At 69.9% G+C, this 23,349-nt stretch carries 19 protein-coding genes; 7 read left to right on the forward strand and 12 right to left on the reverse strand.

Translation table 11 applies throughout. The annotated features are described in order from the left end of the window. Together LOY02_RS04125 and LOY02_RS04130 are read right to left on the reverse strand one after the other, a co-directional pair. Positions 1-1,088: M23 family metallopeptidase (locus LOY02_RS04125; RefSeq protein WP_317181062.1), on the reverse strand; the 1,088-nt coding region annotated here is incomplete at its 3' end. 257 nt (positions 1,089-1,345) lie between these two features. After that, the gene (locus LOY02_RS04130) at positions 1,346-3,739 is read right to left on the reverse strand and encodes an excinuclease ABC subunit UvrA (protein ID WP_317181063.1); all 2,394 of its coding nucleotides are present in this window, start codon (positions 3,737-3,739) and stop codon (positions 1,346-1,348) included. 91 nt (positions 3,740-3,830) lie between these two features. Between LOY02_RS04130 and LOY02_RS04135 the strand changes: the two genes are divergently transcribed. Further along, positions 3,831-5,003, forward strand: coding sequence for an alpha/beta hydrolase (locus LOY02_RS04135; RefSeq protein WP_317181064.1), 1,173 nt, complete (start codon positions 3,831-3,833; stop codon positions 5,001-5,003). A 118-nt stretch (positions 5,004-5,121) separates the two neighbouring features. Here LOY02_RS04135 and LOY02_RS04140 read toward each other — a convergent pair whose 3' ends face one another. From LOY02_RS04140 to LOY02_RS04160, 5 genes are read right to left on the reverse strand one after another with little or no spacing between them, the layout of a single operon-like run. Beyond that, complete coding sequence (locus LOY02_RS04140) at positions 5,122-6,282, reverse strand: Mrp/NBP35 family ATP-binding protein (RefSeq protein ID WP_317181065.1); 1,161 nt, start codon at positions 6,280-6,282, stop codon at positions 5,122-5,124. Then, positions 6,282-9,146 carry a molybdopterin-dependent oxidoreductase gene (locus LOY02_RS04145; protein ID WP_317181066.1) on the reverse strand — a complete coding sequence of 955 codons (2,865 nt, stop codon included), beginning with the start codon at positions 9,144-9,146 and terminating at the stop codon, positions 6,282-6,284. The genes LOY02_RS04140 and LOY02_RS04145 overlap by 1 nt, the downstream gene beginning before the upstream one ends. Before the next feature lie 43 nt (positions 9,147-9,189). After that, entirely contained in the window at positions 9,190-10,716 is a 1,527-nt protein-coding gene (locus tag LOY02_RS04150; protein ID WP_317181067.1) for a 4Fe-4S dicluster domain-containing protein, read from the reverse strand. Positions 10,717-10,722: 6 nt separating this feature from the next. Next, positions 10,723-10,956: a sulfurtransferase TusA family protein gene (locus LOY02_RS04155; protein ID WP_317181068.1), complete on the reverse strand. Its 234-nt coding sequence runs from the start codon at positions 10,954-10,956 to the stop codon at positions 10,723-10,725. Between the two features lie 45 nt (positions 10,957-11,001). Then, positions 11,002-11,547 carry a DsrE/DsrF/DrsH-like family protein gene (locus LOY02_RS04160; protein WP_317181069.1) on the reverse strand — a complete coding sequence of 182 codons (546 nt, stop codon included), beginning with the start codon at positions 11,545-11,547 and terminating at the stop codon, positions 11,002-11,004. A gap of 163 nt (positions 11,548-11,710) precedes the next feature. On the opposite strand from LOY02_RS04160, the gene LOY02_RS04165 reads away from it, so the two are divergent. Then, the gene (locus LOY02_RS04165) at positions 11,711-12,850 is read left to right on the forward strand and encodes an MBL fold metallo-hydrolase (protein ID WP_317181070.1); all 1,140 of its coding nucleotides are present in this window, start codon (positions 11,711-11,713) and stop codon (positions 12,848-12,850) included. A 175-nt stretch (positions 12,851-13,025) separates the two neighbouring features. Beyond that, positions 13,026-13,355 carry a metalloregulator ArsR/SmtB family transcription factor gene (locus LOY02_RS04170; protein WP_317181071.1) on the forward strand — a complete coding sequence of 110 codons (330 nt, stop codon included), beginning with the start codon at positions 13,026-13,028 and terminating at the stop codon, positions 13,353-13,355. On the opposite strand, the gene LOY02_RS04175 is transcribed toward LOY02_RS04170, so the two are convergent. The 3 genes from LOY02_RS04175 to LOY02_RS04185 form a co-directional block, all read right to left on the reverse strand. Next, positions 13,339-14,433, reverse strand: coding sequence for an AAA family ATPase (locus LOY02_RS04175; protein WP_317181072.1), 1,095 nt, complete (start codon positions 14,431-14,433; stop codon positions 13,339-13,341). The genes LOY02_RS04170 and LOY02_RS04175 overlap by 17 nt on opposite strands. Beyond that, complete coding sequence (locus tag LOY02_RS04180) at positions 14,430-14,855, reverse strand: ribulose bisphosphate carboxylase small subunit (RefSeq protein WP_317181073.1); 426 nt, start codon at positions 14,853-14,855, stop codon at positions 14,430-14,432. Before LOY02_RS04180 ends, LOY02_RS04175 begins: the two co-directional genes overlap by 4 nt. A gap of 78 nt (positions 14,856-14,933) precedes the next feature. Further along, positions 14,934-16,391, reverse strand: coding sequence for a form I ribulose bisphosphate carboxylase large subunit (locus LOY02_RS04185; protein WP_317181074.1), 1,458 nt, complete (start codon positions 16,389-16,391; stop codon positions 14,934-14,936). A 146-nt stretch (positions 16,392-16,537) separates the two neighbouring features. On the opposite strand from LOY02_RS04185, the gene LOY02_RS04190 reads away from it, so the two are divergent. Continuing rightward, positions 16,538-17,452: a LysR family transcriptional regulator gene (locus LOY02_RS04190; RefSeq protein WP_317181075.1), complete on the forward strand. Its 915-nt coding sequence runs from the start codon at positions 16,538-16,540 to the stop codon at positions 17,450-17,452. A 79-nt stretch (positions 17,453-17,531) separates the two neighbouring features. Beyond that, entirely contained in the window at positions 17,532-18,524 is a 993-nt protein-coding gene (locus tag LOY02_RS04195) for a class I fructose-bisphosphate aldolase (RefSeq protein ID WP_317181076.1), read from the forward strand. Here LOY02_RS04195 and LOY02_RS04200 read toward each other — a convergent pair. Beyond that, positions 18,508-19,725, reverse strand: a complete 1,218-nt coding sequence (locus LOY02_RS04200) for a GAF domain-containing sensor histidine kinase (protein ID WP_317181077.1) — start codon at positions 19,723-19,725, stop codon at positions 18,508-18,510. The two genes, LOY02_RS04195 and LOY02_RS04200, sit on opposite strands and share 17 nt — an antisense overlap. Continuing rightward, positions 19,722-20,381 (reverse strand): response regulator transcription factor, encoded by a 660-nt coding sequence (locus tag LOY02_RS04205; protein WP_317181078.1) that lies wholly within the window; start codon positions 20,379-20,381, stop codon positions 19,722-19,724. Before LOY02_RS04205 ends, LOY02_RS04200 begins: the two co-directional genes overlap by 4 nt. Positions 20,382-20,543: 162 nt before the next feature. Between LOY02_RS04205 and rpe the strand changes: the two genes are divergently transcribed. Further along, complete coding sequence (gene rpe / locus LOY02_RS04210; RefSeq protein ID WP_317181079.1) at positions 20,544-21,245, forward strand: ribulose-phosphate 3-epimerase; 702 nt, start codon at positions 20,544-20,546, stop codon at positions 21,243-21,245. Positions 21,246-21,273: 28 nt separating this feature from the next. After that, positions 21,274-23,349 (forward strand): transketolase (tkt, locus tag LOY02_RS04215; RefSeq protein WP_317181080.1); only part of this gene is annotated, 2,076 nt, incomplete at its 3' end.

A 23,349-nucleotide genomic window follows, 5' to 3' on the forward strand; every position in this document is an offset into this window, starting at 1 on the left:
GTCGTCGGGTCCGTGGTGGGGTCGGTGGTCGGATCGGTGGTCGGATCGGTCGTCGGATCGGTCGTCGTCGGATCCGTGGTCGGATCGGTCGTCGGGTCCGTCGTCGTCGGATCCGTGGTCGGGTCGGTCGTCGGGTCCGTCGTGGGATCGGTGGTCGGATCCGGATCCGAGGTCGAGGGCGGCGTGGTCGGACTCGTGGTCGGTGGCCTGCTCGTCGGGCTCGTGGTCGGGCTACTGGTCGGCGGCTGGGTCGGCGAAGCTGTGGCCGGAACACGCGGAGGGATCGGCACGTCGCCGTCCTCGACGGTGTGCACCGCGAGGCCGCGATCGTCGCGGACGACGTGAGGCGCGGCGCGGAACGGGATGCTCGGTGCATGCGACGACGGCATCCCGAGATAGGGGGCGGGGTCGACATAGCGCTCGTCCACGATGACGTCGAAGTGCAGATGGCAACCGGTGGACCATCCGGTCGTGCCGACGAGACCGATGATCTCGCCCTGCTTGACGACGTCACCTTCCTTGACGAGGAACTTGGACTGGTGGCCGTAGGCCGTCTTCAGGGTCGGGCTGTGCTCGATGATCGTCCTGGCACCCCACGACGGGGAGAGCTGGGCATACACGACCTTGCCGCCGGCGGCGGCTCGGATGGGCGTCCCGCACGCTGCTGCGAGGTCGATGCCGGTGTGGAACATCGGCACGCCGAGCACCGGGTGCATGCGTGGACCGAAGCTCGACGACTGCTGGCCGGGCACGGGGCGGACGAACGTCAGCGTGCCCTGCTGTTGGGGGAGCGGGGTGCCGAGAGGCGGCAGCGCGGCAGGAGACAGGGCGAGGCTCGGGAACTGGAAGAGGCCACCACCGATCGCGGCCGAGATCCCATTCAGGTCGCCGGTCATCTCGGCAGTGACGCCCTGCGGAGTGTCGAGCGCCGGAGCGCCCAAGGGTGCCGGCTTCGAGTCTCCCGCGGCAAGGACGACCGACTGCCTGGGCAGCTGAGGGGCGCTGCCACCGAGGAAGGGGAGCAGGGCGAAGAGGGTGACTCCCGTGGCGAAGGTCAGCGTGCGACCGCGCACCCTGATGTGCACCACGGTCGGGCCACCATTCGGCCTGAGCGGCTCCTGCACGGGCAGGCACCCCCATCGGGCGGATCGAAAGCGGACCGAGGGTGTCCTGACAGCGCCCTCGGACCGACTGCCACCGTGAAGCGCCCCCGCGCCACGATGCCGGCCGGTGTTTCCACCATAGGGTGCGCGTCGCGGCAGCGGGGCGGAAGTCGACGAAGTTTCCCGTGATTTGGCGGACACGGTGTGACCAGAGGTGCGCCTGTGACGACCCCCGGCGCCAATCACGCCTGGACGTAGTCGGCGAGGTGCTCACCCGTGAGCGTCGCGCGACCGGCGACGAGGTCGGTCGGAGTGCCCTCGAAGACGATCCGGCCGCCGTCGTGCCCCGCACCCGGACCGAGGTCGATGATCCAGTCGGCGTGCGCCATGACCGCTTGGTGGTGCTCGATGACGATCACTGACTTGCCCGAGTCGACGATCCGGTCGAGCAGTGCCAGCAGCTGCTCGACGTCGGCGAGGTGCAGGCCGCTCGTCGGCTCGTCGAGGATGTAGAGGCCGCCCTTCTCGCCCAGGTGGGTCGCCAGCTTGAGGCGCTGGCGCTCGCCCCCGGACAGGGTCGTCAGCGGCTGGCCGAGGGTGAGGTAGCCGAGGCCGACGTCGGCGAGGCGGGCGAGGATCGTGTGCGCCGCCGGTGTCCGGGCGTCGCCGGAGGCAAAGAACTCGGCAGCCTCGGTCACCGGCATCGCGAGCACCTCGCTGATGTCTCGGCCGCCGAGGTGGTACTCGAGCACCGCTGCCTGGAAGCGCCTGCCCTCGCACTCCTCGCACGTGGTGGCGACGCCGGCCATCATGCCGAGGTCGGTGTAGAGGACGCCGGCGCCCTTGCAGGCGGGGCAGGCCCCTTCGGAGTTGGCGCTGAAGAGCGCCGGTTTGACGCCGTTGGCCTTGGCGAACGCCTTGCGGATCGGGTCGAGCAGTCCGGTGTAGGTCGCAGGATTGCTCCTCCGCGAGCCGCGGATTGCGGCCTGGTCGATCGCCACCACACCGTCCCGGCCCGCGACGGACCCGTGGATCAATGAGCTCTTGCCAGAGCCGGCGACCCCGGTGACGACGCACAGGACGCCGAGGGGGATGTCGACGTCGACGTGCTGGAGGTTGTTGGCGCTGGCGCCGCGAACCTCCAGGGTTCCCGAGGGAGTGCGGACCGACGGCTTGAGCGAGGCACGGTCGTCGAGGTGGCGGCCGGTGATGGTGCCGCTGGCCCGCAGGCCCTCGACGGGGCCTTCGTAGCAGACGGTGCCTCCGGCGGCTCCGGCACCCGGTCCGAGATCGACGACATGGTCTGCGATGGCGATGGCCTCGGGCTTGTGCTCCACGACGAGGACGGTGTTGCCCTTGTCGCGCAGGCGCAGGAGCAGGCCGTTCATCCGCTGGATGTCGTGCGGGTGCAGGCCGACAGTCGGCTCGTCGAAGACGTAGGTGACGTCGGTGAGGGAGGAGCCGAGGTGGCGGATCATCTTGGTCCGCTGGGCCTCACCGCCCGACAACGTCCCCGAGGGACGGTCGAGCGAGAGGTAGCCGAGTCCGATCTCGGCGAATGAGTCGAAGAGGTGCTGCAGCCCGGCGAGCAGCGGGGCGACGGACGGTTCGTCGAGCTGCCGGACCCACTCGGCTGCGTCGCTGATCTGCATCGCGCAGACGTCGGCGATGCTCTTGCCCCTGATCTTCGACGACCGGGCGGGCGCGCTGAGTCGCGTGCCCTCGCACTCGGGGCAGGTCGTGAACGTCACGGCGCGCTCGACGAACGCACGGATGTGCGGCTGGAGGGTGTCGACGTCCTTGGAGAGCATCGACTTCTGGATCTTGGGGATGAGGCCCTCGTACGTGAGGTTGATCCCCTCGACCTTGATCTTGGTCGGCTCCTTGTGCAGCAGGTCGTGCAGCTCCCGCTTGGTGTACTTGCGGATCGGCTTGTCGGGGTCGAAGAAGCCGCACCCGCGGTAGATCCGGCCGTACCAGCCGTCCATGGTGTAGCCGGGGATCGTGAGCGCCCCCTCGTTGAGCGATTTGCTGTCGTCGTAGAGGGCGGTCAGGTCGAAGTCGGTGACGGCGCCCATGCCCTCACAGCGTGGGCACATGCCGCCGGTGATGCTGAAGCTGCGCCGCTCCTTGACCGAGCTCTCCCCCCGCTCGATGGTCACCGCTCCCGCCCCGGAGATCGAGGCGACGTTGAACGAGAACGCCTGCGGCGACCCGATGTGCGGCTGCCCCAGGCGGCTGAACAGGATCCGCAGCATCGCGTTGGCGTCGGTCGCCGTGCCGACGGTCGACCGTGCGTTGGCACCCATGCGCTCCTGGTCGACGATGATGGCAGTTGTCAGGCCGTCGAGGACGTCGACGTCCGGACGGGCCAGGGTCGGCATGAAACCCTGGACGAAGGCGCTGTAGGTCTCGTTGATGAGCCGTTGGGACTCCGCTGCGATCGTGTCGAAGACCAGCGAGCTCTTCCCGGAGCCGGAGACGCCGGTGAAGACCGAGAGCCGCCGCTTGGGGATCTCGACGCTGACGTCCTTGAGGTTGTTCTCGCGGGCGCCGTGCACCCGGATGAGGTCGTGGCTGTCGGCTGGCAGGAGTGGAGGCGACTGTGGGTCCGATGTCGTGGCCAGGCTCGTCATGACGGCCACGCTAGTGGTGGCGATCACCCGTGCGCTTCTCCATTCGTGAGGGATGGGGCTCGCGGCGATAGTGTGGCGAGCGGAGGTGGTCATGGCCAGGCATCCGGGGCTCACCCTCGGCAGGGCCGGGCTGGCCACGCTGGCCGGACTGGCGGGTTACGGGTTCGTCACGGTTGGCACGGCCGTCGCGCGGTTGCGGCCGGCAGTGCGCGCGGTGCACCCGGACCTGCGCAGCCCCTGGCTCTACGTGCCGGTGTGGGCGCCTCGGAGGATCGACGGTCCGCTCAACCGGCTCGCCCTTGGCGCAGCTCGTCGCCTCCTGCGCAGCGAGTCGGCGTTGCGGCCCGGGGTCACCCTGGAGCGGCGCCACGCGACGGTCCGTGGCGGTGGCCGCGGCGTCGAGGTCCTCCTCTACGAGGCGGGGGACCGTCGGCGGCCCAGCGGCGTGCTCCTCTGGGTCCACGGTGGCGGCCTCGTCGCGGGGGGTCCGGAGCAGGACCATGAGCTGTGCAGCGGCTTCGCGGCCGACGCCGGCGTCCTCGTCGCCAGCGTCGACTACCGCCTTGCCCCCGAGCACCCCTTCCCAGCCGGGCTGGACGACTGCGGGATCGCGCTGGAATGGCTGCACGAGGAGGCTGGAGTGCTCGGGATCGACGCTCGCCGAATCGCCGTGGGCGGCTCCAGCGCCGGGGGAGGGCTGGCAGCCGGGCTCGTCCAGTGGGCCCACGACCGCGGGCGCCTCCCGGTGGCGTTCCAGCTGCTCGTCTATCCGATGCTCGACGACCGGAGCACTCTGACGTCCGACGACGCCGGCAGACCCGACAGAGCCGTCAGACCCGACAGAGCCGTCAGACCCGACAGTGCCGGCGACCCAGATGACCCCGATGACTCCGTCCGGTCCATCCGGGGTCGGATCGGCTGGACGCCGGCGACCAACCGGTTCGGCTGGACCGCGTACCTGGGCCACGAGCCAGGACCTGAGCCGCCTCCCTACGCGGCCGCGGCTCGTCGAGAGGATCTTCGCGGACTACCCCCCGCCTGGGTGGGGGTGGCCGACCTCGACCTGCTCCATGACGAGGACGTCGACTACGCCACGCGGCTGCGGGCCGCGGGGGTGCCCTGCGCTCTGCACGTCGAGCAGGGGATGTACCACGGCGCCGACGCAGCCAGCAGTGCCCCGTCCATGCGTGCCTTCCGCGGCCGGATGGTCGCCGCCCTGCGGGCCGCAGTGGGAGAACCCGGCCCCCCACGCGGGTTGCCCTGAGCCACGAGCATCGAGCCGTATGCTGCTGAGCCGGCCCCACGCGAACGTGACGTCCGCGCGGAGCGGGCTCGACGGCATACGGCATGGTCCCGGCGCTGGCGCGGGGAGCCGCGCTGGGTCACACCACGGAGAGCGGCAGCTTCCTGCCGACGAGGCTGCGTCGGACGACGGGCAGCTCGGCGGCGATGCGGCGCAGCTCCTGCACGGAGTGGGCGTCGGGGGACGAGACCATCGCCGGCACGCCGGAGTCGCCCCCTTCGCGCAGCTCGAGGTCGAGTGGGACCTGCCCGAGCAGCGGGGCGTCGATGGCCGCCGCGAGGCGCTCACCGCCGCCGGAGCCGAACAGGGCGGTGCTCTCGTGGCAGGTGCCGCAGACGAGGGCGGACATGTTCTCGATGACGCCGGCGACCGGCATCCGCATGTTGCGGGCCATCCGTCCGACTCGCTCGGCGACGGTCTGCGCGGCGGGCTGTGGGGTCGTCACGGCGATGAGCGCGGCGTCGGGCACGAGCTCGAGCAGCGACATGGTGATGTCGCCGGTGCCGGGCGGCAGGTCGATGAGCAGCACGTCGAGCTCGCCCCAGTGGACGTCGGTGAGGAACTGTTCGAGCGCCTTGTGGAGCATCGGCCCGCGCCAGACGACGGGCTCCTCGTCCTTGACGAAGAAGCCGACCGACATGAGCGAGACTCCGTGGGCGTCGACCGGGAGCATGAGGCCCTTGATGGCGATCGGTGCCCGCCGGACCCCGAAGAGGTGCGGGATGGAGTAGCCCCACACATCGGCGTCGAGGATGCCGACGCGCTTGCCCTGCTGGGCGAGGGCGACGGCGAGGTTGGCTGTCACGGTGGACTTGCCCACACCGCCCTTGCCGCTGGCGACGGCGTAGACCCTGGTGCTGGAGTCGGGTCCGAAGGGATGGCCGTGGGTGGGCATGTCACCGCGGAGCCGGGAGGCGAGGTTCATCCGCTCGTGCTCGCTCATGGCGGCGAAGGTGACCTCGACCCGCTCCACCCCGGGCACGGTGCTGACTTCGGAGGTGATGTCCGAGCCGAGGGTGTCCTTCATCGGGCACGAGGGCGTGGTGAGGCGGACGGTCACCTTGACGGTGCCGCCTCGGCCCAGCTCGACGTCGCCGACCATGCCGGCCTCGGGCAGGGGCAGGTGCAGCTCCGGGTCCTCGACCCGGCCGAGGGCGGCGTGCACCTCGGCCAGGTCGATGCTCCTCGCGGTCTTCCGGTCGGTGTCGACGGCGGGGAGCAGGCGGGAGATGAGGCTCATCAGGCCCTGCCCTTCGCGACCTCGGCGGCTCGGTAGGCGGACCGTTTGGGCGTGACGTGGCGCATCATGAACTCCGGTCGGCGGGTGCCGTCCGGGCCGGGGCCCGGGCGGGTCATCGCGAGCCATCGACGGTAGACCTCGCGGGACTTGTTGACGTCGACCTCGACGTCGCCGTACTGGTCGCCGGGGTGGGCCTTCTCGATGCGCACCTTCTGGTGCCAGCAGTGCATGCCCGAGACCGGGTCCGGCTGGACGGGGAAGGTGAGGTTCTGGTGCACCCCGGGGTCGTCCCAGTAGATCCGCTCGGAGTCCGGGTCCTCGCTCGTGAAGGGCCCCACGCCCTCGGTGTAGCGCAGCTTCCAGATGCCGGACTCGGATCGGTCGAGCTTGACCTTGCCCATGACCCAGCGGCTGCCCGGGTGGCCGTCCTGGGTCCAGCGGCCCATGTGGTGGGACATGCCGACGACGCCGGGGCGGATCGCCTCGGTGGCCCAGACCCGCGCGACGAAGTGGCCGATCTCGGTGGTCACGCGCACGAGGTCGCCGGTGGTGACACCCATCGCCACCGCGTCGTCCTTGTTGAACCACAGCGGATGCGTGTTGGCGATCTCGTTGAGGAACTTCGCATTGCCGGAGCGGGTGTGGATCAGCGTGGGCAGTCGGAAGTTCGGCATGAGGACGAACTCGTCGTTGTCCCGGTTGATCTGGCGCGCCGAGACGTGGGACTCGATGTAGCCGGGGGTGGCCTGCTCGGGCCAGCCCCAGTCCGCGAGCGTGGTGGAGAACAGCTCGAGCTTGCGCGAGGGCGAGAGCCACCCGGCGGTCCTGCTGCCGTCCTCGTGGACCACGCCGACCGCGCCGGCCTCGCCGACGAGCGGCGGGGCGGTCTCGAGCGTGACCGGCTTGCGCAGCACCCCCTTCTCATCGGGGACGGCCCCCTCGAGCTCGGCCTCCGTGAGGGGACGTTCGTCGAGCCGGTAGACGCCCTTGGCGACCTCGAACACGCCGTACTTGCGCATGTACTCCAGCGGCGTCATCCCCTGGGCCGCGGCCGCCTCGGGCAGGCCGGGCACGCTGTGGCCGAAGAGGATGTCGTAGTACTCGTCCTGGGTCATCTTCTCGCCGGGACGCTCCTTGGACTCGAAGTACGTCCGGATCCCGAGCGCGCCGTCCGGGTCGATCTTCCAGGACAGGTCGAACCAGAACTCGTTCTCCTCCCAGACCTCGCCCGGGTTGGCGTCACGGCTGTCCTGGTAGGGGATGCCGCGCTGCTCCATGGCGACCCGCGTGACGGGTTGCCGGAAGGCGATCCACTTCGAGGCGTGGGTCTCGAAGGACATCGTGTCGTGCCGCTCGGAGGCATGCCCCATCGGCAGGACGTAGTCGGCGAAGGTCGCCGACTCGTTCCACGTCGGGGTCAGCGCGACGTGCAGTCCGATCTTGCTCTCGTCCTTGAGCACGTCGATCCAGGTGAACCCGTCGGGGTTGACCCACAGCGGGTTGTAGACCCGGCTGAAGTACACCTCGAGCCTGCCCCGGCCGTCCTTGAGCAGGTGCGGCAGCAGGATCGACATCTCGTTGGTCGTGAGCGGGTACTCCGGTGGCCAGAGCTTCTCGCTCCAGATGTCGTTCGGCTCGGGCATCTCCGGGAAGTGCGCGATGAACTTGTCCCAGCCGTTCGGGTGGGTGCCGCCGACCGTGCCGACGCTGCCCGTCAGGACGTTGAGGAAGAACAGGCTGCGGGTGATCTGCCAGCCGCCGAGGTTGCCGGCCGCGGCGGAGCGCCACGTGTGCGTGGCGAGCCGGCTGCCCGCCTGGGCCACGATCCTGGCCAGCTCCTCGATCTGGGCGACCGGGACGTGCGCCTCCTGCGCCGCGAACTCGAAGGTGTACTTCGCGTAGTCCTCGGTCAGCTTCTCGAGGAAGACCTCGAAGTCCTTCGGGGCCTCCGGGTGCAGCCGCTGCAGGTAGACGTCCCAGTTGACCCAGCGCCGCAGGTACTCCGTGTCGATCTGGCGGGTGCGCAGCAGGTAGGAGGCGACGGACAGGAAGATGGCGGCCTCGCTGCCGGGCCACGGCGAGATCCACAGGTCCGCGTGCGAGGCGGTGTTGGACAGGCGCAGGTCGAGCACGACGAGCTTGGCGCCGTCCTGCTTGGCCTCCATGATCCGCTGGGCGTGCGGGTTGAAGTAGTGACCCGTCTCCAGGTGGCTGGACAGCAGCAGCATCACCTTCGCGTTGGCGTAGTCCGGCGACGGCCGGTCGTAGCCCATCCAGTGCGTGTAGCCGGTGCGGCCACCCGAGGAGCAGACGTTGGTGTGGCTGTTGTGGCCGTCGACGCCCCACGCCTGCAGCACCCGCTCGGCGAAGCCGTCCTCGCCGGGGCGGCCGACGTGGTACATCACCTCGTCCTTGCGGTCCTCGACGATCGCCGTGCGGATCCGGGCCGCGATGTCCTCCAGCGCCTCGTCCCAGGAGACGCGCTCGAACTGGCCCGAGCCGCGCTCCCCGACCCGGCGCAGCGGGTAGAGGATCCGCTCCGGGTCGTGGACCTGGTTGATCGTCGCCGGCCCCTTGGCGCAGTTGCGCCCCCGCGAGCCCGGGTGGGCCGGGTTGCCCTCGAACTTCTTGATCGACAGGTCCTCGTGGTCGACGTAGGCAAGCAGGCCACAGGACGACTCGCAGTTGAAGCAGATCGTCGGGATCAGCGAGTACGTGTGCGGGACCTTCCGGGGGTGGGCCCGCGCGTCGTACTCGACGTGGGCGTCCCACTCCTCCGGCGGCGGGAAGTTGCGCAGCTTCTCGTGGGTGCGAGCCCCGGGAAGCGGGACCTGCGGCCTCTGGACCTTCGGCTCAGCGGTCATGACGGTTCCTTCCAGGAGATGAAGACAGGGGCAGCAGCGGTGGTCATGACAGCGGCATGTCCTGTCCAGCGCGGACGAAGACGCTCTCGTAGGCCAGCAGCGCCGGCTGGACGATCAGACCGGCGATGGCGACGAGGATGCCCGCGGTGGTGCCGCCGATGGCCCACGCGACGGCGCCGAGGACGGCGGCGACGATGGTCGGGACGACACTGCCGAGCCAGAACGTCCGCGCGTAGCGGCCGTGGGTGATCACGTGTGCGGCCGTGGCAGCCTGCCGAGAGGCGTGCTTGCCGCCGTACTCGACGAGCAGGATGACCAGGTGGGTGACCGTCGAGATGACGAAGGCACCCAGGATCAGGCCCCATGCCGCGGGCGCCAGGTCGAAGAACAGGCCCGCGATCGCCAGGATGCCGCTGCCGACCATGACGGCCTGGGCCTGCAGGTGCCAGAACAGCACCGGCGACTGCCACAGGTCCCGCCCCTCGGCCTGGCCGAAGAGGAAGGCGGTGTAGCCGGCCATCAGTGCCGAGGCAGGAATGGCGAGCCACGCGAGAGTGGTCATGGCCCAGTCGAGGTCGAGCAGGGCCGCGAGGATCCACAGGACCGATCCGCCGACGAACAACGACAGGACGTAGCCGCCGAGGACCAGCCACGAGGAGAAGTTCGACTTGAGGAACAGGTAGAGGAACCGCTCCGGCCGCTTGAGGTCCCACACCAGCAGGGCCCCGGTGGTCGCCCCACCGAAGATGCCCAGGGCCGGAGCGACGTAGTCGCCGAGACCACCCATGTCGATGCCCAACAGCCAGGCGAGGGCCGCGAGGGCCAGCGCCCCGGCGCCGATGCCCTTGGTCCACAGGTACGTGGTCACCTTCCAGCCCCACGGGCGCGGGTGCGCGGTGTTCAGCGTCGTGCGCGCGCCGGTCCGCGGGCTGCCGGGCAGGTCACCGGCGGTCTCCAGACGGTGCGCATCGGGCTTGGCCCAGATGTACGTGTCGTCCACCGGAGCGGCCAGCGGGTCCAGCACGGCCTGGTCGGCCCCGAGATAGAACACGTTGGGGCCGGTGTTCTGCTCCGGCGCGCGCACCGCAGTCTCCTGCGTCGCCACCAGCCGAGCGATCCCGCTCGTCGGGTCGTCCAGGTCGCCCACCCAGATCGAGTGGGTCGGGCACACCACCACGCACGCCGGCTCCATGTCCTCGTCGACCCGGTGCGCACACAGGTTGCACTTGGCTGCCGTGTTGGTGTTCGCGTCGATGTAGATCGCGTCGTACGGACAGGCCTGCATACAGCTCTTGCAGCCGATGCAGCGCTCGTTGTCGAAGTCGACGATCCCGTCCTCACGCTTGAACAGCGCCTGGGTCGGGCAGATCTTCACACACGGCGCATCGGTGCAGTGGTTGCACCGCATCACCCCGAACGACCGAGTCGTGTCGGGGAACTCCCCGCTGTCCACATACTTGACCCACGTGCGGAACTGCCCCAACGGCACCTCGTGCTCCGTCTTGCACGCGACCGTGCACGCATGACACCCGATACACGTGCGCTGGTCGATCGCGAAACCGAGTTGCACTGGGGCTCAGCTCTTTCGGATGACGTAGCGGTGAACGCCGTTATCGCTGCTCATCTCGAGCAGCTCGTTGCCGGTGTCCTTGGCCCACGAGGGGATGTCGCTCTTCGATCCGCCGTCCGTGGCCTCGACGAGCATCACCTGGCCGGACTGGAGGTTCTTGATTCCTCGAGAGGTGAGCAGGACGGGCATCGGGCACTTCTTGCCCTTGGCGTCGATGGTGACGTCGATCTGGTAGTCCATGGGTGCTCCTTTGCGTGGTGCCGGCTGCGAAGTGCGGTCGCGGCGTCAGATGAAGAGGTTGATGTTCGAACGGCTCATCGCCGACAGGGCAGTGGCGGCGCCGACGGGCTCACCGACGCCGTCCATGAGCTGGTCTCGCTCGATGCCGAGCAGCTCCATGGTCATCTCGCACGGCCAGAGGTTGACCCCGAGCTCGACACACATCTCGATGAGCTCCTTGGGGGAGGAGACGCTCTGGTCCTTGGCAAGCTTGTGCATCATCGCGGCGCCGGCACCGCCCATCTGCAGCTTGGAGAGCTTCATGCGGCTGATGCCCGGTGGATTCATGCTGGCCAGGGCCTTGGTCATGGCGTTGGTTCCGGTGATGCGCACGTCATCCCGCACCAGCGGGAACAGGCCCCAGAAGGTGAAGAAGATCGTCGTCTGCATGCCGTAGGCGGCGCCGGTCGACCCGAGGATGAGGGTCGGCCACATCCGGTCGAGGTCTCCGGACCACGCGACGATCGTCATGCTCTCGGGAGTCGGCTCCTCCGGGTCGGGTTGCGGCTCCGCCGCAGTCTGCGGCTCGGTCAGGGTCGTGCTGTCGGTCATGGGGGCCTCTTTCGCTCCGTTGCGAGAAGGGTGTTGCCAGTTGTGTGGTCTGACACTACATTCGTAAATGCGCATGTAACAAGACTTGATTTCGACCAGAGTCGCCGATAGTGGCTGCGCACTCCCTCTCCCGCCCATCCCCTGCACCCCGAAGGACCCTTCAATGGCGAAGACCATCACTGCCGCAGACCTCTTCCGCGAGCTCGAGGCGGGCACCGTGCCCGAGATCCTCGACGTCCGAAACAAGGACGAGTTCGCCGCCAGCAAGGTGGAGGCCAATCACGCCGTCCCCACCCGCAACGTTCCTGTCTACGAACTCTATGAGAACCCGGAGGAGTACGCGCGTCAGACCGCGCCCGGCGCCGTCATCATCTGCGGGCAGGGCAACGGATCCGAGCTCGTCGCAGAGGAGTTCGAGCTCTTCGGTGTCGAGACGCGCTCGCTCGAGGGCGGCACCGAGGCCTGGGCGAAGCTCCTCGTGCCCTTCGAGATCACCGGGCTTCCGGGCCGGGTTCGCGCATGGCAGTTCCAGCGCCCGGCCAAGGCGTGCCTGTCCTACCTCATCGGCGTCCCCGGCGGCAAGGCAGTCGTGATCGACCCGACGCGCCACCCTCAGCCCTACCTCGACCTCGCGGCCGAGCAGGACATGACGATCACCGACGTCATCGACACCCACGTCCACGCCGACCACATCAGTGGTGGCCCGGCTCTCGCCGAGCAGCTCGGAGCGGCCTATCACCTCCCGCCGGAGGACATCGGCGGCATCACCCCCTTCCCGAACCAGCCGCTCAAGGACGGCCAGGAGATCGACCTCGGCGGCGACGACGCCGTCGTTCGCGCGATGACGATGCACCTGCCCGGGCACACGCCGGGCACGACGGCCTTCCTCGTGGCCGACCGGCTGCTCATCGTCGGGGACACCGTCTTCGTCCGGGGACTGGGCCGCCCGGACCTGACGGGCCAGGCCGAGGAGCTCGCCCGCGACCTCTTCCGCAGCGTGCACGAGCGACTCGAGCCCCTCGACCCGTCCACGATCATCGCGCCGGCCCACTGGACGATCAGCGAGGAGGTCAACGCGGACGGTCTCGTCATCACGACCCTCGAGGACGTCTTCAAGGCGACCCTGCTCAACGAGAAGGCCATCGAGCGTTTCGTCGAGGAGATCGTCAACTCCTTGCCCCACGCTCCGGAGACCTACGACACGATCAGGCTCGTCAACGCCGGCCAGGTGGCCCCGCCCGAGGACGAGATGGACCTCCTCGACGTCGGCCGCAACCAGTGCGCTGCGTCGACCACCCTGTGACGAGCGACCGCGGGTCACGGCTCGGCACAGCTCGCACCGGGTCCGGGGCCGTGACGTCCCCGGACCCGGTGGCTGGCGTCTGGGCGGAGATCTGGGGAAGCGCCGGACACCACCGGACCGAGAGGCCGCGACGACGCGGCCTAGACTGAGGCCGCACGAAGCTAGGGGAGGACACATGGATCGGGAGATCGCCGCGCAGCTGCAGGAGCTCCATGCGCGCGTCTGCAAGGCCATCGCCGACCCCAAGCGGCTGATGATCATCAACGAGCTCCGGGACCGAGAGCTCAGCGTGGGCGACCTCTGCGATGCCTTGGGCCTCACGCAGTCCAACGCGAGCCAGCACCTCGCGATCCTTCGGGATCGCGGAATCGTCGCCTCCCACCGGGTCGGCACCAACGTCTACTACAGCCTTCGCAGCCAGAAGGTCGTCATGGCCGTGGACCTGCTCCGCGAGTTCCTCACCGAGGACCTCGCGGAGCAGGGACGCCTCAGCGGGGCACTCTGACGACCGGCTGACGACTGCTCTCGGCGCCCGTGCCCTCGGGCGTCCACTCAGTAGGTGTTTCCTCGTCGAGGTCGAACACCGTGCTGCCGTAGATGTCCTCGGCCGTGAGGGTCACCAGGTCGGCCCGACGCAGCGGGCGGTTGAGCTCGACGAGCCGGCGGGCCTGGCGCAACCGGCTGCGCTCGATGGCGTTGCGTACGCTTCTCGCGTTGGAGAACCGCGGCTGGGCCATCCGCCGGGTCAGGTACTCCGAGAACGCCTCGCGCGCCTGGTCATCGAAGACGAAGTTCTCCTTGGCCACCATGAGGTCAGCGATCCGGGTCAGCTCCTCATGGGTGTAGTCCTCGAACGCGATGTGGTGGGGGACGCGGGAGGAGAGCCCCGGGTTGGCCGTGAAGAAGGTGCCCATCCGGTCCTCGTAGCCGGCGAAGATGACGACGAGACTGTCCCGCTCCTTCTCCATCTCCGTCAGGAGGATCTCGATGACCTCCTGGCCGTAGTCGCGCTCGTTGTCCGGGCGGAAGAGGTAGTACGCCTCGTCGATGAAGAGGATCCCGCCTGCTGCTCGGGCGATCGCCTCCTTCGTCTTCGGCGCCGTGTGGCCGATGAACTGCCCGACGAGGTCATCGCGCGTGACCGTGTGGACACGAGGGGCGCGGATGTAGCCCAGGGCGTGGAGGATCTCGGCCATTCGCAGGGCGACAGTCGTCTTGCCCGTGCCGGGCCCGCCCGTGAAGCTCATGTGCAGTGTCGGACGAGACGACCCCAGCCCGAACTGGCGGCGGGCTCGATCGACGAGCAGCAACGAGGCGATCTCGCGCACCCGACGCTTGACGGCTGCGAGGCCCACGAGGTCGCTGTCCAGACCGGCCAGGACCGCCCCCACGCGTGCCGCCGCCTCGTCGGAGGCGAGATCGAGCTCGGCGTCCGGGGGCAGCACCTCCGGCTCCGGGGGTGGGGCGTCGGCCGGGTCGGAGGGACGGTCCGTGCGGCTCCCACCAGCCGTCCCCGCCGGCCCGGCCGAGGCCTGGCCGGCCCGGTAGAACCCGAAGCCGGGCCTCTCGGGCTGGGCACTCATGATCGCGCGTAGCGCTCGCCGGCCGGATGCGCCGTGGCGTAGGCGTGCACGCCGTACGCCTGGCGCCGGTCGGAGCCCTCGGTCCGGGTCAGGGCGAAGCCCGGTTCGTGGCTCGGCCGCTGGACGAGGAAGTGCATGGCCGTCGTCTGGCGACCGAGCCGCGCGTCATAGGCGATGACCTTGACGTAGTGCTCGGGGAACGTGGACCGGCAGGCATTGATCTCGGCGAGGACTCCGTCCGGCTCGTCGAGGTCGAACATCGGCAGGCCCCACATCTCCCAGTAGATGTTGCGAGGGTGCGGGTCATCGGTGTACTCGATGGAGATCGGCCACCCGTTGAGCAGGGCGTACCGGACCTGGGCGGCGATCTCGTCGTCGGTGAGGTCGGGCAGGTAGGAGAAGGATCCGTGGCGCAGGTGCATGACTGACTCCTCAGCAGTGGTGAGCTCATCGGAGAGAGCTCCGGGGGAGAGCTCTGGGGGAGCTCGGTGGCGGGCGGCTCAGGCGGGGGTGGCGGTGGGGACGGCGTCGGGCGCGTCCGTGGACGTGTAGTCGAAGGTGACGTCTCCCCACGTGGCGAGGGCCACCTCGAGGGGACGGCACGTCTTGGCCGCGCTGCGCAGGACGTCGGGGCCCTCGCGAACCAGGTCCCTGCCCTCGTTGCGCGCCTTGACCATCGCCTCGAGCGCGACCCGGTTGGACTCCGCACCCGCTGCGATCCCGAGGGGGTGGCCGATGGTCCCGCCGCCGAACTGGAGCACGACGTCGTCACCGAAGAGGTCGAGGAGCTGGTGCATCTGGCCGGCGTGGATACCGCCGGAGGCGACGGGCATGACACCCGGCATGCTCGCCCACTTCTGGTCGAAGAAGATGCCGTTGGCCGGGTTGGTCGGGATGTGGTCGTCGCGCAGCGTGTCATAGAAGCCGCGGGTGGTCGCGGGGTCGCCCTCGAGCTTGCCGACGACGGTGCCGGCGTGGAGGTGGTCGACGCCGATGAGGCGCGACCACTTGGCGAGGACGCGGAAGCTGACGCCGTGGGTCTTCTGGCGCGTGAACGTCGAATGGCCCGCCCGGTGCAGGTGGAGCAGGACGCCGTTCTTCCGGGCCCAGTTGGCCATGGACTGCATCGCCGTGTAGCCGATGGTCAGGTCGATCATGACGACGACGCTGCCGAGCTCCTTGGCGAACTCAGCCCGCTCGTACATCTCCTCCATCGTCGCGGCGGTGATGTTGAGGTAGTGGCCCTTGACCTCACCGGTCTCGGCCATGGCCTTGTTGACCCCCTCCATCGCGAAGAGGAAACGGTCACGCCAGCGCATGAAGGGCTGCGAGTTGATGTTCTCGTCGTCCTTGGTGAAGTCGAGGCCACCGCGGTTGGCCTCGTAGATGACGCGTCCGTAGTTGCGCGCCGAGAGGCCCAGCTTGGGCTTGATCGTCGCACCGAGCAGCGGCCGGCCGTACTTGTTGAGGAACTCCCGCTCCATGACGATGCCGTGCGCGGGGCCCTGGAAGGTCTTGACGTAGGCCACCGGGATCCGCATGTCCTCGAGCCGCAGCGCCTTGAGGGGCTTGAAGCCGAAGACGTTGCCGATGATCGACGAGGTCAGGTTCGCGATCGAGCCCTCCTCGAAGAGGTCGATGTCGTAGGCGATGTAGGCGAAGTACTCCCCGGGTCGACCCGGCACCTCCTCACAGCGGTAGGCCTTGGCCTGGTAGTGCGAGTTGGCCGTGAGTCGGTCCGTCCACACGACCGTCCATGTCGCGGTGGAGGACTCGCCGGCCACCGCGGCCGCGGCCTCGATCGGGTCGACTCCGTCTTGCGGGGTGACCCGGAAGACGGCGAGGACGTCGGTGTCCTTCGGCACGTAGTCGGGGTTCCAGTAGCCCATGCCGGCGTAGCTCTGCACGCCGGGATCCCAGCGTTGCGGGCTGGTCGGGGTGTCGTCATGGAAGTCCACGGTGGTCTCCTCGTCAGGTGGGGTGGATCGGGGTGGGAGGCTGCACCGACTGTGCCCCGCCCGACGGCATATGCACAATGGAATGTTCATGGATGACTGTTAAGAGATGATTGAATGATCCGTCCGCCGGACGTACGCTGACGAGCGTGAGCTCTCCCCGCGACGACCTCCCGGTAGCGGTCACCTGGGGGCGGATGCAGACCTTCCTCGCCGTGGTCGACCGGGGCAGCGTCCGCGCGGCCGCCGAGGCGCTGCACGTCACCCCTCCCGCAGTGTCCGCAGCCGTCACGGCCATGGAGCGGGAGCTCGGGGTGCGGCTGTTCGTCAAAGCGGGACGCGGCATCACCCCGACGGAGGCCGGCAGGTCCTTCGCGGACTCCTGCCGAACCCTGCTCGGCATGCTCGAGGAGGCGCGGGACGGCGTCCGCGAGGCCGAGCGGAGCCACCTGCGTCTCGGAGCCGTCGAGAGCGCCAGCGAGGTGGTGCTCCCCGGTCTCATGGCCGCATTCGTGCGTACGTACCCGATGGTGGAGCTGAGCCTGTCCGTCCTACCGCGCGACGACCTCTTCGCCAGGGCCGGGCACCACGAGCTCGACGTCGTCCTCGCGGGGCGAGCCCCTCGGGGATCCCAGCTCGTCAGTCGGGCCAGCCGCCCGAACGAGCTGGTCCTCGTCGCCAGCCCGACCCTCGGGAAGGACCCGCTCAAGGCGACCTGGCTGCTGCGTGGCCCGGGCTCCGGGACCCGGGGCAGCACCGCGACCCTGCTCACCCAGCTCGATGCTCGCCCACGCACGCTCACCCTGGGCACGCACGGAGCGGTCGTCGCCGCCGCACGCGAAGGTCTCGGCGTCACCCTCGTCCATGCAGAGGCCGTGCGCCGCGACCTCGATGCCGGCCGGCTCGTCGTCCTGCCGCTGCGTGGGACCCCCCTCGACCGGCCCTGGCACCTGACGACGCCGCGATCGCTGACCCGCGCGGCCCGCCTCTTCGTCGACCTCGTGACCGATCCGGCCGCCGTGGGGGCGGAGGCATTTCACCTGCGCACCCGCCCCTCGGGGTGAGGCCCGCCCGGTCCGGTGGGGCAGACGATGCGGTGAGGGACGTTCGACGGGAACGCCACCAACCGCAACGGAGGTCACGATGTCAGACCTGAGAGCCACGGCGGCCGCACTGACGGCACGAGGGCGCGGGATCCTCGCCGCCGACGAGAGCATCCGCACCATGTCCGCGCGCCTCGAAGCGGCGGGCGTCGCGGGCACGGAAGACAACCGGCGGGACTACCGGGAGATGCTCATCACCACTCCGGGTCTCGCGACCGTCGTCAGCGGCGTCATCCTCAGCGACGAGACGTTCGGCCAACGGCTGCGGGACGGCCGTGACGTCCCGACTGCCTGCCGAGAGCTCGGGCTGCTCCCCGGCATCAAGGTCGACACGGGCACGAGCCCGCTCCCCAGCGGCAACGGGGCACTGGTCACCGAGGGTCTGGACGGACTCGGGGCGCGGCTCGCCGACTATGCAGAACGAGGCGCTGCCTTCGCCAAGTGGCGCGCGGTCATCGACGCCAGGACGACGACACCGTATGCGCGGCAGGAGAATGCGGCTGCCCTGGCCCGGTATGCCGCACTGTGCCAGCAACATGGAATCGTCCCGATCGTCGAGCCCGAGGTCCTCGCCGACGGCGACCACGACCTCGTCACGTGCGCGAAGACCACGAGCGAGACGCTCAGCGCGGTCTTCGATGCACTCGCCGCGGCCGGCGTCGACCTCGGCGCCATCGTGCTGAAGCCGAACTTCGTCACCCCGGGGCTGCGCGGCACCCCCGTGGCCTCCCGCACGGTCGGGGCCGTCACGTTCGACGTGCTGCGCCGGACCGTCCCCGACGCGGTGCCGGGGATCGCCTTCCTCTCCGGCGGGCACTCCAACGAGCGGGCCTGTGCCTTCCTGTCGGCCATCAACGCCATCGGTCGGGCCCCGTGGGCCCTGACCTTCTCGTTCGGTCGCGCCCTCGTCTCTGATGCCCTCCAGGCCTGGCGGGGGGATGACGCGAACGTGCCACTCGCCCAGCAGGTGCTGCTCGCCAACTGCGAACGGGCCGCCAGAGCCACCGAGGCCGCCCTCACCGTCGCGTCGTAGCCGCTCCGGGGCCGGGCAGGGGAAGCTCGACGAGGACCGTCGTGCCCCTGCCCGGCATCGTCTCGATCCTGAGCGAGGCACCGATGAGGGCGGCACGTTCGACGATCGAGGAGAGGCCGAGGTGACCGACCTGGGAACCGTCGTCGCGCTCGCCCGCACGGTTCTCGAGGGTCTCGCGCAGATCGAAGCCCACCCCATCGTCTGCCGTCCCGAGGATGACGGCATCGCCCACTCGGCGCAGGGAGAGGACCACACGTTGGGCCTGGGCATGCTTGACGGCATTGCCGAGACTCTCCTGCGCGATGCGGAAGAGCGCTGCCGCGGCGTGGTCGGGAACGTCGACGAAGAGAGAGGCGTCATCGGCGAGGAACTCCACCGTCACCTCCGGCACCGTCTGGGCGAGGGACTCGATGGCCGCGACCAGCCCGAGGTCGTCGAGGACGAGGCTGTGCAGTCCGGTGATCGCGGCGCGGGTCTGGTTGTAGGCGAGGTCTGCGAGACGGCGGGCCGAGGCGATCTGTGCCTGCGCCTCGGCGAGATCCTCCGAGAGCACCGCCTCGTGCACCCGGGCGCTCAGGGACAGCTCGGCGGCGCTGAGGTGGAACGCCATCGACGCGAGGGCCGTCGTCACCCCGTCGTGCAGGTCGAAGGCGATCCGGCGACGCTCGGTCTCCTGCGCCGAGATCGCCTTCGCGATGAGCCGGTCGCGGTCGCTGCCGTGCTCGTCGACCGCGTCCATGAGTCGCTGGGCGTGCAGCCGCAGGCCGAGCAGGTCGACCAACGGCTGGAGCCGCGTGACGTCGAGATCGGTGAATGGCCGGTCGGTCTGCCGGTGGGCGGCGACGACGCCGAGGATCTGCCCATTCATCCCGCGTGCTGGCAGGCACATCCTGGCCACCGTCTCGCCCTCGGCGAGCCCGAGCAGCTCTCGATAGGCGGCGCTACGGGGCCGGTCCGAGCCCAGGCGCACCGCGTGGCCGTTCTGGGCCACGAGCCCCGATACGCCGCGGCCCACCGGGACCCGCAGGGCTGCTTCCGTCGCTGGCAGTCGGGGAATGGCGGCCCCCACGCGGAGCTCGTCGCCGTCCGAGAGGAAGATGACGACCCCCTCCGCGTCGCACTCGCGCACGAAGGCGCGGGCGATGTCGGCGAGCTCGGGCGACGTCGGCCCGGCCAGGAGGTTGAGCAGGACCGGGCTCAATGGAAGATCCCCTCACGGAGGGCAACCGCGATTGCTCCGGCCCGGTCCTGGACGCCGAGCTTGCGGTAGAGCCCCCGGATGTGCGTCTTGACGGTGTCCTCGCTGACCACGAGCTTGGCCGCGACTCCCTTGTTGGAGTGGCCGCTCACGAGCAGGGCCAGCACCTCGGACTCTCGCTGGGTCAGGCCGAGGTGGGCACCCGGCCAGTACTCCCCGGCACTGATCCGCGCGGCCGAGAGTGCCACGCGACCGGCGAGAGCAGGGTCGATGACGACCTCACCCTCGTTGACCCGGCGCAGGTGCGCCACGAGCTCGCGCCCGTCGATGCGCTTGAGGATGTAGCCGCGCGCGCCGACTCTCAGTGCCTGGAAGAGGTAGTGCTCGTCGTCGTAGACGGTGAGCAGCACCACCTTCGTCTCAGGGTGGGTCCGCTGCAGCTCGGCGACGAAGTCGAGGCCGCTGTCTCGACCGACGCGGACGTCACACAGGACGATGTCCGGACGGGTCTGGTCCACCGTCCCTCGCGCCTCGCTCAGCGAGGTCGCTGTCCCCACGATTCTCACCTCGTCGGCGAAGTGGGACAGCATCGCGTCGAGCCCGTGCAACACCATCTGGTGGTCATCGACGAGGACGAGCGTGGTCGCGTCCGCTGGCATGCCGTCACGATAGGTGGCCGACCCGGCCATGACTAATCCCCGGCTGAGGAATTCAACCCAGAACCCACCCCCAGGGGGGAGACCGAGAACCGGGTGGATGCGGTCTGCTCGGAGGGTAGCGACCGAGCCGCCCGCACGTGAACTGAGCCGAAAGGCATTCGCATGACACGACCTCTCATCGTTCCATCCGTCCTCCCGGCGGACTTCGCCGTCCTCGGTGCGGAGGTCGAAGCACTCTGCGACGCGGGCGTCGACCGCATCCAGTGGGACGTCATGGATGGCGTCTTCGTCCCGAACCTGACGATGGGCCCGGATGTCATCGCGGCGGCCCGGCGTCACAGCACCGTGCCGTTCGAGGCCCACCTCATGGTCGTCGATCCCGACGAGCTGATCCCGCGCTACATCGACGCCGGATGTGACCTGGTGATCGTCCATGTGGAGGCCTGCACCCACCTGCACCGCACCCTGGCTCGCATCCGCGACCTCGGTGGCCGATCTGGCGTCGCGCTCAACCCACACACACCGGCAGCGATGGTCCGACACGTCCTCGAGGAGACCGACCTCGTGCTCGCCATGACCGTCAACCCCGGCTTCGGCGGTCAGCAGTACATCGCGGCCGTCGAGCCCAAGGTCACCGAGCTGCGGGCCATGATCGACGAGCGCAGCCTGTCCATCGAGCTCGAGGTCGACGGCGGCATCACGGACGAGACGATCGCTGGGGCCGCCGCAGCCGGGGCCGACGTCTTCATCTCCGGCTCGTGGCTCTACTCCCACGCGGACGGCAAGCGCGCCGGGGTGGACCTGCTGCGCCGCCGCGCCACGGCCGCTCGGGGTCGGTCCGGCGAGGGTCGGGGGGTGGCCTGACATGACCGTGACCCGCGACGCTCGTGCCATGACCGCGGAGCCCGCGGTCCGGCCTGTGGGAGAGCTCGACTCGCTGGCCGTGGACACCATCCGGTTCCTCGCGGCGGACATGGTCGAGGCGGCGAACTCCGGTCACCCGGGGATGCCGATGGGGGCCGCGCCGATGGCATGGACCCTCTTCAGCCGGCACCTGCGCCACGACCCCAGTGACCCTGCCTGGCCTGACCGGGACCGCTTCGTGCTCTCGGCCGGCCACGGCTCGGCCCTGCTGTACGCGATGCTCCACCTGTTCGGCTACGACCTGCCGATGAGCGAGCTGCGCCGCTTCCGCCAGCTCGGGTCGGCCACGCCCGGCCACCCGGAGTTCGGCCACACCCCGGGCGTCGAGACCACGACCGGTCCGCTCGGCCAGGGGCTCGGAATGGCAGTCGGTCTCGCGCTGGCCGAGCGGATGCAGGCCGCGCGCTACCCCGAGATCACGAGCCACCGGACGTACGCCCTCGTCGGCGACGGCTGTCTCATGGAGGGCATCAGCCACGAGGTGGCCTCGCTCGCCGGCCACCTCGGCCTCGGTCGCCTCACCGTCCTCTGGGACGACAACGAGATCACCATCGACGGCGCTGTCGACCAGTCCTCGAGCGACGACCAGCTGGCTCGCTTCGAGTCTCTGGGCTGGCACGTGCAGGCCGTCGCGGACGGCACCGACGTCGACGCTATCGACGCGGCCATGACCCGGGCCGAGGCCGACCCGCGCCCGAGCTTCATTGCGGTGCGCACGGTCATCGGCCACGGCGCCCCCGGCGTCGAGGGGACACCCAAGGCACACGGGTCACCGCTCGGTCCGGACGTGCTCGCCGCCACCAAGTCGGCCGCGGGCTGGGCGGCGCCCGCGTTCCATGTCCCGGAGGAGGTCGCGGCGCGGTGCGCCCGGCTCGCAGCCGAGGGGCGCCGTGCCCACGAGGCCTGGCGTGGCGACCTCGAGGCCTTCGAACGCGCCGAGCCGGGACGGGCGGCGCTGTGGCGACGTGCCCAGTCGCGGGAGATCCCCGCGAACCTCGACGAGCTGCTCGCCTCGATCCCCACCGGTGGCGCTCAGGCCACGAGACAGACGTCTCAGGCTGTCCTCACGACCTTGGCACACGGCATACCGGAGCTCGTGGGTGGCTCGGCCGACCTCGCTGGGTCGACGGGCACGGTGACCGGTCAACAGGCCGTCCACCGCGACGACTACTCCGGGTCGGTGGTCCACTTCGGCATCCGGGAGTTCGGGATGGCTGCCGTGCTCAACGGGCTGAGCCTGCACGGGGGCTGGCGCGTCTACGGGAGCACGTTCCTCGTCTTCAGCGACTACCTGCGCCCTGCGCTGCGCCTCTCGGCGCTCATGGGGCAGCCGGTCGTCTACATCCTCACGCACGACTCCCTGGCCGTGGGCGAGGACGGTCCGACCCACCAACCCGTCGAGCACGTCGAGTCCCTGCGCCTGATCCCCAACGTGCGTGTGATCCGTCCCGCCGACGACGGGGAGACCGTCGCCGCGTGGCGAGCGGCCCTGGAGCGCGTCGACGGGCCCACCGTGCTCGTGCTGAGCCGCCAGAAGGTCCCCTCCTTCACGGGAGCCGGCGAGAGGATCCTCGGCGTCGGCCCTCGTGTCATCCACGGACAGGACGGCTCGGACGTCGACCTTCTCGCCTCGGGCTCGGAGGTCGGGCTCGCCGTGGAGGCGGCCCGACTCCTCGACGGGTGGGGCACCGACACCCGCGTGGTCTCGGTGCCGTGGCGGGAGGGGCTGGCCGAGCCGGCCGGAGCTCCGGGTCTCGGTGGGGCCAGGCTCACCGTCAGCCTTGAGGCCGGCGTGACGTCGGGCTGGGCGGGGCTGGTCGGAGCCGGCCACGCGATCGGTGTCGACGGCTTCGGCGCCTCCGGACCGGGCGAGGCGGTGATGCGCCACGCGGGCCTGGATCCCACGGCGGTCGCGGGGCGAGTCACTGCACTGCTGGGGCGTGCCACGCCGACCACCCCGCCGACCACCCCGCCGAGCACCACCACGACCACCACCACGACCACCACCCCCCGGACCACCCCCAGGGTGGATGGCGCCGACGCG

The sequence above is a fragment of the Intrasporangium sp. genome (assembly GCF_032907665.1).
GTDB lineage: Bacteria > Actinomycetota > Actinomycetes > Actinomycetales > Dermatophilaceae > Intrasporangium.

What these genes read in the sequence shown, in the direction of transcription:
- LOY02_RS04130 (WP_317181063.1), bottom strand. Translation starts at nt 3,739, where the DNA reads ATGACGAGCCTGGCCACGACATCGGACCCACAGTCGCCTCCACTCCTG.
- LOY02_RS04135 (WP_317181064.1), top strand. Translation starts at nt 3,831, where the DNA reads ATGGCCAGGCATCCGGGGCTCACCCTCGGCAGGGCCGGGCTGGCCACG.
- LOY02_RS04140 (WP_317181065.1), bottom strand. Translation starts at nt 6,282, where the DNA reads ATGAGCCTCATCTCCCGCCTGCTCCCCGCCGTCGACACCGACCGGAAG.
- LOY02_RS04145 (WP_317181066.1), bottom strand. Translation starts at nt 9,146, where the DNA reads ATGACCGCTGAGCCGAAGGTCCAGAGGCCGCAGGTCCCGCTTCCCGGG.
- LOY02_RS04155 (WP_317181068.1), bottom strand. Translation starts at nt 10,956, where the DNA reads ATGGACTACCAGATCGACGTCACCATCGACGCCAAGGGCAAGAAGTGC.
- LOY02_RS04160 (WP_317181069.1), bottom strand. Translation starts at nt 11,547, where the DNA reads ATGACCGACAGCACGACCCTGACCGAGCCGCAGACTGCGGCGGAGCCG.
- LOY02_RS04165 (WP_317181070.1), top strand. Translation starts at nt 11,711, where the DNA reads ATGGCGAAGACCATCACTGCCGCAGACCTCTTCCGCGAGCTCGAGGCG.
- LOY02_RS04170 (WP_317181071.1), top strand. Translation starts at nt 13,026, where the DNA reads ATGGATCGGGAGATCGCCGCGCAGCTGCAGGAGCTCCATGCGCGCGTC.
- LOY02_RS04175 (WP_317181072.1), bottom strand. Translation starts at nt 14,433, where the DNA reads ATGAGTGCCCAGCCCGAGAGGCCCGGCTTCGGGTTCTACCGGGCCGGC.
- LOY02_RS04180 (WP_317181073.1), bottom strand. Translation starts at nt 14,855, where the DNA reads ATGCACCTGCGCCACGGATCCTTCTCCTACCTGCCCGACCTCACCGAC.
- LOY02_RS04195 (WP_317181076.1), top strand. Translation starts at nt 17,532, where the DNA reads ATGTCAGACCTGAGAGCCACGGCGGCCGCACTGACGGCACGAGGGCGC.
- LOY02_RS04205 (WP_317181078.1), bottom strand. Translation starts at nt 20,381, where the DNA reads ATGCCAGCGGACGCGACCACGCTCGTCCTCGTCGATGACCACCAGATG.
- rpe (WP_317181079.1), top strand. Translation starts at nt 20,544, where the DNA reads ATGACACGACCTCTCATCGTTCCATCCGTCCTCCCGGCGGACTTCGCC.